7 protein-coding genes are annotated in these 13,191 nt (G+C 62.5%); all 7 read left to right on the top strand.

What is annotated here, in order from left to right; translation table 11 throughout:
* Complete coding sequence (locus tag ACODSJ_RS01310; protein WP_489100011.1) at positions 1-2,079, top strand: type IV pilus secretin PilQ; 2,079 nt, start codon at positions 1-3, stop codon at positions 2,077-2,079.
* A 4-nt stretch (positions 2,080-2,083) separates the two neighbouring features.
* Positions 2,084-2,602, top strand: coding sequence for a shikimate kinase AroK (gene aroK / locus ACODSJ_RS01305; protein ID WP_489100010.1), 519 nt, complete (start codon positions 2,084-2,086; stop codon positions 2,600-2,602).
* A 148-nt stretch (positions 2,603-2,750) separates the two neighbouring features.
* Complete coding sequence (aroB, locus tag ACODSJ_RS01300) at positions 2,751-3,851, top strand: 3-dehydroquinate synthase (RefSeq protein ID WP_489100009.1); 1,101 nt, start codon at positions 2,751-2,753, stop codon at positions 3,849-3,851.
* Between the two features lie 10 nt (positions 3,852-3,861).
* The gene (locus ACODSJ_RS01295; protein ID WP_489100008.1) at positions 3,862-5,466 is read left to right on the top strand and encodes an AAA family ATPase; all 1,605 of its coding nucleotides are present in this window, start codon (positions 3,862-3,864) and stop codon (positions 5,464-5,466) included.
* A 349-nt stretch (positions 5,467-5,815) separates the two neighbouring features.
* Complete coding sequence (gene gltB / locus ACODSJ_RS01290) at positions 5,816-10,264, top strand: glutamate synthase large subunit (RefSeq protein WP_489100007.1); 4,449 nt, start codon at positions 5,816-5,818, stop codon at positions 10,262-10,264.
* 33 nt (positions 10,265-10,297) lie between these two features.
* Positions 10,298-11,716: an FAD-dependent oxidoreductase gene (locus ACODSJ_RS01285; protein ID WP_260959555.1), complete on the top strand. Its 1,419-nt coding sequence runs from the start codon at positions 10,298-10,300 to the stop codon at positions 11,714-11,716.
* A gap of 268 nt (positions 11,717-11,984) precedes the next feature.
* The gene (gene hemE, locus ACODSJ_RS01280) at positions 11,985-13,052 is read left to right on the top strand and encodes a uroporphyrinogen decarboxylase (RefSeq protein WP_489100006.1); all 1,068 of its coding nucleotides are present in this window, start codon (positions 11,985-11,987) and stop codon (positions 13,050-13,052) included.
* Positions 13,053-13,191: the final 139 nt, after the last annotated feature.

Raw genomic sequence — 13,191 nt, 5'->3', positions numbered from 1 at the left:
ATGAACAGGATTTTTTCTGCCCTCGGTATTTCGCTATGGATAGCGCTGGTGTCGCCGATGGTTCTTGCGGCCAGTTTGAAGACGTTGGATGTCGCGGCGCTGCCGGGGGACCGTGTCGAGTTGAAGCTCACCTTCGACGGACCGCCGCCCACGCCCAAGGGCTATACCACCGAGCAGCCGGCGCGGATCGCCCTGGACCTGCCCGGGGTCACCAGTCAATTGGCCAGCAAGCGCCATGACCTGGGTGGCGGCAATGCGCGCAGCGCCACCGTGGTCGAGGCGGGAGACCGTACCCGCGTGATCATCGGTCTCACGCAACTGGCGCCGTATAACACTCGAATCGAAGGCAACAGCCTGTTTGTCGTAGTGGGCAAGGGGGCGGCGCCGAGGGCTGCGACGCCGACCCCGGCGCCACGCCAGGCGGTCGCCAGCGCTGCGCCTGCGAGGGCTGGCGCGTCAGTGGGCAAGGCGATCCGGGGCGTGGATTTCCAGCGTGGGACGCAGGGTGAAGGCAATGTCGTGATTGACCTGTCTGACCCCGCCATTGCCCCGGATATCCAGGAGCATGAGGGCAAGATCATCCTCAACTTCCCCCGGACCCAGTTGCCCGAACCGCTGCGGGTACGGCTGGACGTCAAGGATTTCGCCACCCCGGTGCAATTCGTCAATGCCAGCGCCGGCGCCGATCGGGCGACCATCAGCATCGAACCCAGCGGCACCTACGATTACTCCACCTTCCAGACCGACAACAAACTGACCGTCAGCGTCCGGCCAATGACCGTCGAGGACCTGCAAAAGCGCAACACCGATCGCGCTGCCTACAGCGGTGAAAAACTCTCCCTGAACTTCCAGGACATCGAGGTGCGTTCGGTCCTGCAACTGATCGCCGACTTCACCAACCTGAACCTGGTCGCCAGTGACACCGTGCAGGGCGGCATCACCCTGCGCTTGCAGAACGTGCCCTGGGACCAGGCGCTGGACCTGGTGCTCAAGACCAAGGGGCTGGACAAGCGCAAGGTCGGCAACGTGCTGCTGGTGGCCCCGGCCGATGAAATCGCGGCGCGCGAGCGCCAGGAGCTGGAGTCCCAGAAGCAGATAGCCGACCTGGCGCCCTTGCGTCGCGAGCTGTTGCAGGTCAACTACGCGAAGGCCGCCGACATCGCCAAGCTGTTCCAGTCGGTCACCAGTGCCGAGGCGAAGGCGGACGAACGCGGCACGATCACTGTCGATGAGCGCACCAACAACATCATCGCCTACCAGACCCAGGATCGGCTCGACGAGCTGCGTCGAATCGTCGCGCAACTGGATATCCCCGTGCGCCAGGTGATGATCGAGGCGCGGATCGTCGAGGCCAACGTCGACTACGACAAGAGCCTGGGGGTGCGCTGGGGCGGTTCGGTGCAGAACAAGGGGAACTGGAATTCTTCCGGGGTCACCACGGGCAGCTCCACCACCATTGGCACGCCGGGCAGTACCAGCACCAACCAGCCCTTCGTCGACATGGGCGCCGCAGGCAACACCTCGGGCATCGGCATCGCGTTCATCACCGACAACGTGTTGCTCGACCTTGAGCTGACGGCCATGGAGAAGACCGGCAACGGGGAAATCGTCTCGCAGCCCAAGGTGGTGACCTCCGACAAGGAGACCGCCAAGATCCTCAAGGGTACGGAAATTCCCTATCAGGAAGCCAGTTCCAGCGGTGCCACGTCGGTGTCGTTCAAGGAGGCTTCGCTGTCGCTGGAGGTGACGCCGCAAATCACCCCGGACAACCGCATCATCATGGAGGTCAAGGTCACCAAGGATGAGCCGGACTACCTGAACAAAGTCCAGGAAGTGCCGCCGATCAAGAAGAACGAAGTCAACGCGAAGGTGCTGGTCAACGACGGCGAGACCATTGTGATTGGCGGGGTTTTCTCAAATACTCAGAGCAAGGTCGTAGATAAGGTGCCATTTCTTGGCGATGTGCCGTATCTTGGCCGCCTTTTCCGGCGTGATGTGGTCTCGGAGAAAAAATCCGAGCTGTTGGTATTCCTCACTCCGCGTATCATGAATAACCAGGCGATTGCTGTGAGTCGTTGATTCTGTGCGAAATTTGATTCTTGTTGGGCCGATGGGCGCTGGAAAAAGCACCATCGGCCGTTTGCTGGCCAAAGAGCTGCGCCTGCCGTTCAAAGATTCCGACAAGGAAATTGAATTGCGCACGGGCGCCAATATCCCATGGATCTTCGACAAGGAAGGCGAGCCAGGCTTTCGGGACCGAGAGCAGGCGATGATCGCCGAGCTTTGCGCGTCCGACGGCGTGGTGCTGGCCACGGGGGGCGGCGCGGTGATGCGCGAAGCCAACCGTCAGGCGCTGCATGCGGGCGGACGAGTGGTCTACCTGCATGCGTCCGTCGAGCAGCAGGTCGGCCGTACCGCACGTGATCGCAACCGACCGCTGCTGCGTACCGCCGATCCGGCCAAGACCCTGCGGGACCTGCTGGCACTGCGTGATCCGCTGTACCGGGAGATAGCCGACCTGGTGGTGGAAACCGATGAGCGGCCGCCACGGATGGTCGTGCTGGATATTCTCGAACGGTTGCAGCAATTGCCTCCCCGTTAATGCGCCTGGCGAAATGCGCTATCCTCGACGTCCCGTCATGGCCCGCTTGGGTCGTGGCGAATAGCCATTGAATGGCGTCAGGGCAGGCACCGTGGATTTTCGTTAATTGCAGGCAGGACGCCTGATTCCATCTTCACTGTGGGGACACATGCAGACACTTAAGGTCGACCTGGGCGAGCGCAGCTACCCGATTCACATTGGCGAAGGCTTGCTGGACCAGCCCGAACTGCTGACGCCGCATATTGCCGGGCGGCAAGTGGCGATCATCTCCAATGAAACCGTCGCACCTCTGTATCTGGAACGCCTGGCCCGCAGCCTGTCGGCCTTCTCGGTGATTTCCGTGGTGTTACCCGACGGCGAAGCCTTCAAAACCTGGGAAACCCTGCAACTTATTTTCGACGGGCTGCTGACCGCACGGCATGATCGCCGCACGACGGTGGTCGCCTTGGGCGGGGGCGTGATCGGCGACATGGCCGGTTTTGCAGCCGCCTGCTACCAGCGCGGCGTCGATTTCATCCAGATTCCCACCACGCTGCTGTCGCAGGTCGATTCGTCGGTGGGCGGCAAGACCGGGATCAACCATCCGCTGGGCAAGAACATGGTCGGCGCCTTCTACCAGCCCAACGTGGTGCTGATCGACACCGCGACCCTCAAGACGTTGCCGGCGCGGGAACTGTCGGCGGGGCTGGCGGAAGTCATCAAGTACGGGCTGATCTGCGACGAGCCGTTCCTGGGTTGGCTCGAAGAGAACGTCGACCGCCTGCGTGCGCTGGATCCGGTGGCATTGACCTACGCCATCGAGCGCTCCTGCGCCGCCAAGGCTGCCGTGGTCGGTGCCGACGAGCGCGAATCGGGCGTACGCGCCACGCTCAACCTGGGCCACACGTTTGGCCACGCCATCGAAACCCACATGGGCTACGGTGTCTGGCTGCACGGCGAGGCCGTGGCAGCCGGCACGGTCATGGCCCTCGAAATGTCCACCCGCCTGGGCTGGATCAGCGAGCAGGAGCGTGACCGCGGCATTCGCCTGTTCCTGCGCGCCGGGCTGCCGGTGGTTCCGCCGGCCGAAATGAGCGAGGCGGACTTTCTCGAACACATGGCAATCGACAAGAAAGTGATCGACGGTCGCCTGCGCCTGGTGCTGCTGCGCCACATGGGCGAAGCGGTGGTGACCGACGATTATCCGAAAGAGGTTCTACAGGCCACGCTGGGCGCGGACTACCACGCCCTGGCTCAGCTTAAAGGTTAATAAGATTCCGATGACTAGTTTGCATGCCGACGAGGCTTTCCTCGGCCATTTCCAGTTGAGTCACGACCCTTTCGCTCCACGGGTCCCCGGCTTCAAATTCTTCCCCGCCCAGCGCAAGCCGGTGCTGGGCCAGCTGCATCACCTGGCCCGCTACAGCCAGTTGCTGCTGGTGGTCACCGGTCCCCAGGGCAGCGGCAAGACCCTGCTGCGCCAGGCCCTGGTGGCCAGCACCAACAAGCAATCGGTGCAGAGCGTGGTGGTCTCGGCCCGTGGTGCCGGCGATTCGGCCGGCATATTGCGCCAGGTCGCCCAGGCACTGAACGTTGCCCAGGCTGAAGTCGGTGCGATTCTCGATCAGATCGTGCAACTGGCGCTGACCGGACAGGAGGTCTACCTGCTGGTGGACGATGCCGAGCAGCTCGACGAGTCGGCGCTTGAAGCCCTGCTGGCTTTGGGAGCCGGTGCGCCGGAAGGTCGGCCCCATGTGTTCCTGTTTGGCGAGTCGTCGCTGATCGCCGACCTGGACCAGCTGGAGCTTGAGGAAGAGCGCTTCCACGTCATCGAACTGGCGCCCTACACCGAGGAAGAAACCCGGGAATACCTGGCCCAGCGCCTGGAAGGTGCTGGCCGGGGTATCGAACTTTTTACCGCCGATCAGATCTCTGAGATTCACGAAGGCGCAGGTGGTTGGCCTGGCAATATCAACCAGGTCGCCCGCGATGCCCTGATCGAAGTCATGATTGCCAGCCGCTCAGCGGTGAAGCGTCCAAGTATGGGGTTCAACATGCCGAAGAAACACGTATTGGCGATATCCGCCGTGGTCGTGGTCGCGGTTGCCGCCGCCTGGCTGATGCCGGGTCGCAACAAGACGCCTGCCACAGGTACGCCTGCCAACGAACAGGCCCAGCTGCCCCTCGGTCAGGGCTCGCCGAAACCCAACGGCGGTGCGCCAGCGGTGGAATTTGCCGGCAACACCCAGCCGATGCCGCTGCCGCTGGTCGGTCAATCCCAGCCGGTCATGCGCGGGCCACTGGCCGAAGCGGCCGGCGGTATCACCGAAGGCGACGACGGGACCGCTCCACCGATCGATGACAGCAGCGACACGCCGCCGACCGTGACCACGACGGCGCCGCCTGCCGGTGTGCCGGCCGGTCCGGCGCCAACACCTGTCCCTGTTCCGGCCGCCAGGCCGACCCCGGCAGCGCCTGCCAAGCCGACTCCGGCGCCCACCCAGGTCGCAACCGCCAAGCCAGCCCCGGCGCCTGCCCCTGCGGCCAAGCCTGCGCCAGCCCCGGCGGCGAAACCGGCTGCACCGGCCAAGGCCACAGGCGGCAGCTGGTACGCCGGCCAGGCACCGGGCAACTACGTGGTGCAGATCCTGGGCACGAGCTCCGAAACCGCTGCGCAGAACTTCGTCAAGGAGCAGGGCGGCGAGTACCGCTATTTCAAGAAAGTGCTCAACGGCAAGCCCCTCTATGTCATCACCTACGGCAGCTTCGCCAACCGTGATGCAGCTGTTTCCGCCATCAAGGCCTTGCCAGCGAAGGTTCAGGCTGGTAAACCTTGGCCTCGTACTGTCGCCAGCGTCCAACAGGAACTGGCAGCAACTCGCTGAAGATTCGGCGGCCTTACCCAGGCCGCCTCTCCCGGCAACCTCAACATTTCCGCAGGGACGGGCGACCTTTCAGGCCGCGCGCCTTGTGGTGTCTGCGTCACAGTAGCGTTTGAGTCGTGCGGTCGAACCCAAAAAAGTTTTGACTAGCACAGCATATAGCTTTAAACCTTTCATAAATGCGACATGGATTTACGACTATTCGTCGTCAAATTTGTGGGGCTTTGTGTCGGTGTGTACAATGACCTCCCTTTTGCTCCCGCAAAGCTGGCGTACGTTCGGCGCGGAATGCAACGGGTTGAATTGAAAAGAAATTTGTCTCGATAAGAGGCAGCCTGGTGAGAAAGTGTCTATGAAAGCAGGTCTGTACCAACCCGATGAATTCAAGGATAACTGCGGTTTCGGCCTGATTGCCCATATGCAGGGCGAGCCCAGTCATACCCTTTTGCAAACGGCCATCGAGGCCCTGACCTGCATGACCCACCGCGGTGGGATCAACGCCGACGGCAAGACCGGTGACGGTTGCGGCTTGCTGATTCAAAAGCCTGACGAGTTCCTGCGAGCCATTGCCCAGGAAACGTTCGGCGTGACCCTGCCCAAGCAGTACGCTGTGGGCATGGTGTTTTTCAACCAGGACCCGGTGAAGGCACAAGCCGCTCGCGAGAACATGAACCGCGAGATCCTCGCCGCTGGCCTGCAACTGGTCGGCTGGCGCCAAGTGCCGATCGACACCAGTGTCCTCGGTAGCCTGGCCCTGGCTCGCCTGCCGCAGATCGAACAGGTGTTCATCGCCGGCGAAGGTCTGAGCGACCAGGAAATGTCGATCAAGCTGTTCAGCTCCCGTCGTCGCTCGTCCGTGGCCAACGCCGCCGACACCGACCACTACATCTGCAGCTTTTCCAACAAAACCATCATTTATAAAGGCCTGATGATGCCGGCGGACCTCACCGCCTTCTATCCAGACCTGAACGATGAACGCTTGAAAACCGCTGTCTGCGTGTTCCACCAGCGTTTCTCGACCAACACCCTGCCAAAATGGCCGTTGGCCCAGCCGTTCCGTTTCCTCGCCCACAACGGCGAGATCAACACCATCACGGGCAACCGCAACTGGGCCCTGGCCCGTCGCACCAAGTTTGCCAACGACCTGATGCCGGACCTCGAAGAGCTCGGGCCGCTGGTCAACCGCGTGGGTTCGGACTCCTCGAGCATGGACAACATGCTCGAACTGATGGTAACCGGCGGCATCGACCTGTTCCGTGGCGTGCGCATGCTGGTGCCGCCAGCATGGCAGAACGTCGAGACCATGGACCCGGACCTGCGGGCCTTCTACGAATACAACTCCATGCACATGGAGCCGTGGGACGGTCCGGCCGGTATCGTCATGACCGACGGTCGCTATGCCGTGTGCCTGCTCGACCGTAATGGTCTGCGCCCGGCCCGTTGGGTCACCACCAAGAACGGTTTCATCACCCTGGCTTCGGAAATCGGCGTCTGGAACTACCAGCCCGAGGACGTCATCGCCAAGGGCCGTGTCGGCCCGGGCCAGATCTTCGCCGTGGACACCGAGACCGGCCAGATCCTCGACACCGACGCCATCGACAACCGGCTCAAGTCCCGTCATCCGTACAAGCAATGGCTGCGCAAGAACGCCCTGCGCATCCAGGCGACCATGGAAGACAACGACCATGGCTCGGCTTTCTACGACGTCGACCAGCTCAAGCAGTACATGAAGATGTACCAGGTGACGTTCGAGGAGCGCGACCAGGTATTGCGTCCGCTGGGCGAGCAGGGCTACGAAGCGGTCGGCTCCATGGGTGACGACACGCCGATGGCCGTGCTGTCGCAGCGTGTGCGCACGCCATACGACTATTTCCGCCAGCAGTTCGCCCAGGTGACCAACCCGCCGATCGACCCGCTGCGCGAAGCGATCGTGATGTCCCTGGAAATCTGCCTGGGTGCCGAGCGCAACATTTTCCAGGAATCGCCGGAACATGCTTCGCGCGTGATCCTCAGCTCGCCGGTCATTTCCCCGGCCAAGTGGCGCTCGCTGACCAACCTCGACCGTCCGGGCTTCGCACGCCAGGTCATCGACCTGAACTACGACGAGAGCGTCGGCCTCGAAGCGGCGATCCGCAACGTCGCCGATCAGGCTGAAGAAGCCGCACGCGCCGGTCGCACCCAGATCGTGCTCAGCGACCGTCATATCGCTCCGGGCAAGCTGCCGATCCACGCCTCGCTGGCCACCGGTGCGGTGCACCATCGCCTGACCGAAAAAGGCCTGCGCTGCGACTCCAACATCCTGGTGGAAACTGCCACCGCCCGCGATCCGCATCACTTTGCGGTGCTGATCGGTTTCGGTGCCTCGGCGGTCTATCCGTTCCTGGCCTACGAAGTGCTGGGTGACCTGATCCGTACCGGTGAAGTGCTGGGTGACCTCTACGAGGTGTTCAAGAACTACCGCCGGGGCATCACCAAGGGCCTGCTCAAGATCCTGTCGAAGATGGGCATCTCGACCATCGCCTCGTATCGCGGTGCGCAACTGTTCGAAGCCATCGGCCTGTCCGAAGAAGTCTGCGAGCTGAGCTTCCGTGGTGTGCCGAGCCGCATCAAGGGGGCGCGCTTCGTCGACATCGAAGCCGAACAGAAAGCCTTGGCGGCCGAAGCCTGGAGCCCGCGCAAGCCGATCCAGCAAGGCGGCTTGCTGAAGTTCGTCCACGGTGGTGAATACCACGCCTACAACCCGGACGTGGTCAACACCTTGCAAGCAGCTGTGCAGCAGGGCGACTACAGCAAGTTCAAGGAATACACCGCGCTGGTGGACAACCGTCCGGTGTCGATGATTCGCGACTTGCTCAAGGTCAAGACCCTCGACACGCCGCTGGACATCAGTGAAGTGGAACCGCTGGAATCGGTGCTCAAGCGCTTCGACTCCGCCGGTATCTCCCTGGGCGCCTTGTCCCCAGAGGCCCACGAAGCCCTGGCCGAAGCCATGAACCGCCTCGGTGCGCGTTCCAACTCCGGTGAAGGCGGCGAAGACCCGGCGCGCTACGGCACCATCAAGAGCTCGAAAATCAAGCAAGTGGCCACCGGCCGTTTCGGCGTGACGCCGGAATACCTGGTCAATGCTGAAGTGCTGCAGATCAAGGTGGCCCAAGGCGCCAAGCCTGGCGAGGGCGGCCAGTTACCGGGTGGCAAGGTCAACGGCCTGATCGCCAAGCTGCGCTACGCGGTACCGGGCGTGACCCTGATCTCGCCACCGCCGCACCACGACATCTATTCGATCGAAGACTTGTCGCAGTTGATCTTCGACCTCAAGCAGGTCAACCCGCAGGCGCTGGTCTCGGTGAAACTGGTGGCGGAAGCCGGCGTTGGCACCATCGCCGCTGGCGTCGCCAAGGCCTATGCCGACCTGATCACCATCTCCGGCTACGACGGCGGCACGGGTGCTTCACCCCTGACCTCGATCAAATACGCCGGCGCTCCATGGGAGCTCGGCCTGGCCGAAACCCACCAGACCCTGCGCGGCAACGACTTGCGCGGCAAGGTCCGGGTGCAGACCGACGGCGGCCTGAAAACCGGCCTGGACGTGATCAAGGCAGCCATTCTCGGCGCCGAGAGCTTCGGCTTCGGCACGGCGCCGATGATCGCCCTGGGCTGCAAATACCTGCGTATCTGCCACCTGAACAACTGCGCCACCGGCGTGGCGACCCAGAACGAGAAGCTGCGCAAGGATCACTACATCGGGACCGTCGACATGGTGGTGAATTTCTTCACCTACGTGGCCGAGGAAACCCGTGAGTGGCTGGCGAAGCTGGGCGTGCGCTCGCTTGGCGAACTGATCGGCCGTACCGACCTGCTCGAAGTGATCGAAGGCCAGACCGCCAAGCAGCATCACCTGGATCTGACCCCGTTGCTGGGCAGTGACCTGATTCCGGCGGACAAGCCACAGTTCTGCGAAGTCGACCGCAACCCGCCGTTCGACAAGGGTGAGCTGGCCGAGAAGATGGTCGACCTGGCCGCTTCGGCGATCAACGACCTGAGCGGCGCCGAGTTCAGCCTGGACATCTGCAACTGCGACCGTTCCATCGGTGCACGGATCTCCGGCGAAATCGCGCGCAAGCACGGCAACCAGGGCATGGCCCATGCGCCGATCACCTTCCGCTTCAAGGGCACTGCCGGTCAGAGCTTCGGCGTCTGGAACGCCGGTGGCCTGAACATGTACCTTGAAGGCGATGCCAACGACTACGTGGGCAAGGGCATGACCGGCGGCAAGCTGGTCATCGTTCCGCCCAAGGGCAGCGTCTACCGGACCCAGGACAGTGCCATCATCGGCAACACTTGCCTGTACGGCGCCACGGGCGGCAAGCTGTTCGCCGCCGGCACCGCGGGCGAGCGTTTTGCCGTGCGTAACTCCGGCGCCCACACTGTGGTGGAAGGCACCGGCGATCACTGCTGCGAGTACATGACCGGTGGTTTTGTCTGTGTACTGGGCAAGACCGGTTACAACTTCGGCTCTGGCATGACCGGCGGTTTCGCCTACGTGCTCGACCAGGACAACACCTTCGTTGACCGGGTCAACCACGAACTGGTGGAGATCCAGCGGATCAGCGGCGAGGCGATGGAAGCCTACCGTAGCCATCTGCAACGCGTACTGGATGAGTATGTCGAGGAAACCGACAGCGAGTGGGGTCGTGAACTCGCGGAAAACCTCGATGACTACGTGCGGCGTTTCTGGCTGGTCAAGCCCAAGGCGGCCAACCTGAAGTCGTTGCTTTCCAGCACCCGTGCCAACCCGCAGTGATATGCGCCTGAAGAGTTTGATGAGGTTTTAACAATGGCTGAACGTCTGAATAACGACTTCCAGTTCATCGATGTCGGGCGCAAGGATCCGAAGAAGAAACTGTTGCGTCAACGCAAGAAAGAGTTCGTGGAGATCTACGAGCCCTTCAAACCCCAGCAGTCGGCCGACCAGGCCCACCGCTGCCTGGGTTGCGGTAACCCGTATTGCGAATGGAAGTGCCCGGTGCACAACTTCATTCCCAACTGGCTGAAGCTGGTGGCCGAGGGCAACATCCTCCAGGCCGCCGAGCTGTCCCACCAGACCAACACCCTGCCGGAAGTCTGCGGCCGGGTGTGCCCGCAGGATCGCCTGTGCGAGGGTGCGTGCACCTTGAACGACGGTTTTGGCGCGGTGACCATCGGTTCGGTGGAGAAATACATCACCGATACCGCGTTCGCCATGGGCTGGCGCCCCGACATGTCCAAGGTCAAGCCGACCGGCAAGCGCGTGGCCATCATCGGTGCGGGCCCGGCGGGCCTGGGTTGCGCCGACGTGCTGGTGCGCGGCGGCGTGACGCCGGTGGTGTTCGACAAGAACCCGGAAATCGGCGGGCTGCTAACCTTTGGCATCCCTGAGTTCAAGCTGGAAAAGACCGTGCTGAGCAATCGCCGCGAAGTCTTCACCGGCATGGGTATCGAGTTCCGCCTGAACACCGAGGTGGGCAAGGACGTGACCATGGAGCAACTGCTCGAAGAATACGATGCCGTGTTCATGGGCATGGGCACCTACACCTACATGAAGGGCGGCTTTGCCGGCGAGGACCTGCCGGGCGTCTACGACGCGCTGGACTTCCTGATCGCCAACGTCAACCGCAACCTGGGCTTTGAAAAGTCGCCGGAAGATTTCGTCGACATGAAAGGCAAGAAGGTGGTGGTGCTCGGCGGTGGTGACACGGCGATGGACTGCAACCGCACCTCGATCCGCCAGGGCGCCAAGTCGGTGACCTGTGCCTATCGTCGTGACGAAGCCAACATGCCGGGCTCGCGCAAAGAGGTGAAGAACGCCAAGGAAGAAGGCGTGAAGTTCCTCTACAACCGCCAGCCGATCGCCATTGTCGGCGAAGACAAGGTCGAAGGCGTGAAGGTGGTCGAGACCCGTCTCGGCGAGCCGGACGCCCGCGGCCGCCGCAGCCCCGAGCCGATCCCTGGTTCCGAGGAGATCATCCCGGCCGACGCCGTGGTCATCGCTTTCGGTTTCCGCCCAAGCCCGGCGCCGTGGTTCGAGCAGTTCAGCATCCAGACCGACAGCCAGGGCCGCGTCGTGGCACCGGAAAAGGGCCAGTACAAGCACCAGACCAGCAACCCGAAGATCTTCGCCGGTGGCGACATGGTCCGCGGTTCCGACCTGGTGGTGACGGCGATCTTCGAAGGCCGCAATGCGGCCGAGGGGATTCTGGATTACCTGCAGGTCTGACCGAACGACACTAAACCCTGTGGGAGCGAGCTTAGTGGGAGCAAAGCTTGCTCGCGATCCAGGCGCCGCGGTACTCAAGAGACCGCAGTGCTTTCATCGCGGGCAAGCCTTGCTCCCACAAAAACTGCTCCCACAGTTGCTTTGTGGCGTTGCTGGATAGTGTGTGGCACCGCGACAAATTGCCCCGATAGATAAAAGGCACGGCTCTTGCCGTGCCTTTTGCGTCGAGCTCTGAGAAAATGCCCGCACTTTTTTTCCGGATGCCGACATGACTGCCCTGAAGAACGATCGTTTCCTTCGCGCCCTGCTCAAGCAACCCGTAGACGTCACTCCCGTGTGGATGATGCGCCAGGCCGGTCGCTACCTGCCGGAGTACCGCGCCAGCCGCGCCAAGGCCGGTGATTTCATGAGCCTGTGCATGAACCCCCAGTTCGCCTGCGAAGTCACCCTGCAACCGCTGGACCGCTACCCGCAACTGGACGCGGCGATCCTGTTCTCCGACATCCTGACCATCCCCGATGCGATGGGCCAGGGCCTGTATTTCGAGACCGGCGAAGGCCCACGCTTCAAGAAAGTCGTCAGCACCCTCGCCGATATCGAGGCGCTGCCGATTCCCGATCCGCAAAAGGACCTGGGCTACGTCATGGACGCGGTCAGCACCATTCGCCGTGAACTCAACGGTCGTGTGCCGCTGATCGGCTTCTCCGGTAGCCCCTGGACCCTGGCCACCTACATGGTCGAAGGCGGTTCGTCGAAGGACTTCCGCAAGACCAAGGCCATGCTCTACGACAACCCGCAAGCCATGCACCTGTTGCTGGACAAGCTCGCCCAGTCGGTCACCTCCTACCTCAACGGCCAGATCCTGGCCGGTGCGCAAGCGGTGCAGATCTTCGACACCTGGGGTGGCAACCTGTCGGCGGCGGCGTACCAGGAGTTCTCCCTGGCCTACATGCGCAAGATCGTCAGCGGTCTGATTCGTGAGCACGAAGGTCGCCAGGTCCCGGTGATCCTGTTCACCAAGAATGGTGGCCTGTGGCTGGAAAGCATCGCCGATGCCGGCGCCGACGCCCTGGGCCTGGACTGGACCTGCGACATTGGCAACGCCCGCGAGCGCGTCGGTCATAAAGTCGCCCTGCAGGGCAACATGGACCCGACCGTGCTCTACGCCAAGCCCGAGGCCATCCGTGCGGAAGTCGCCCGTATTCTCGCCAGCTACGGCAGCGGCAGCGGCCACGTGTTCAACCTCGGCCACGGTATCACGCCGGAGGTCGATCCCGAACACGCCGGTGCCTTCCTGCGGGCGGTGCATGAATTGTCGGCGCAATACCACGTCTGATTGCAGACTTGTCACCCAGCCTGTCCGGACTCGCGCCGGACAGGCTTTTTAATGTCCGCAGTATTAAGGCTTCCTGCGTGTAACTGAACGAGCCCCATGAAAGACAGGACACCGTTTCCCCCTTACGATAAGGGATAGG

It is taken from the genome of Pseudomonas sp. FG6 (genome assembly GCF_057809015.1).
The sequence above is the reverse complement of the archived record's forward strand: the minus strand, read 5'-3'. Positions and strand labels throughout refer to the sequence as shown.

What these genes read in the sequence shown, in the direction of transcription:
- hemE (WP_489100006.1), top strand. Translation starts at nt 11,985, where the DNA reads ATGACTGCCCTGAAGAACGATCGTTTCCTTCGCGCCCTGCTCAAGCAA.
- ACODSJ_RS01295 (WP_489100008.1), top strand. Translation starts at nt 3,862, where the DNA reads ATGACTAGTTTGCATGCCGACGAGGCTTTCCTCGGCCATTTCCAGTTG.
- gltB (WP_489100007.1), top strand. Translation starts at nt 5,816, where the DNA reads ATGAAAGCAGGTCTGTACCAACCCGATGAATTCAAGGATAACTGCGGT.
- ACODSJ_RS01310 (WP_489100011.1), top strand. Translation starts at nt 1, where the DNA reads ATGAACAGGATTTTTTCTGCCCTCGGTATTTCGCTATGGATAGCGCTG.
- ACODSJ_RS01285 (WP_260959555.1), top strand. Translation starts at nt 10,298, where the DNA reads ATGGCTGAACGTCTGAATAACGACTTCCAGTTCATCGATGTCGGGCGC.
- aroB (WP_489100009.1), top strand. Translation starts at nt 2,751, where the DNA reads ATGCAGACACTTAAGGTCGACCTGGGCGAGCGCAGCTACCCGATTCAC.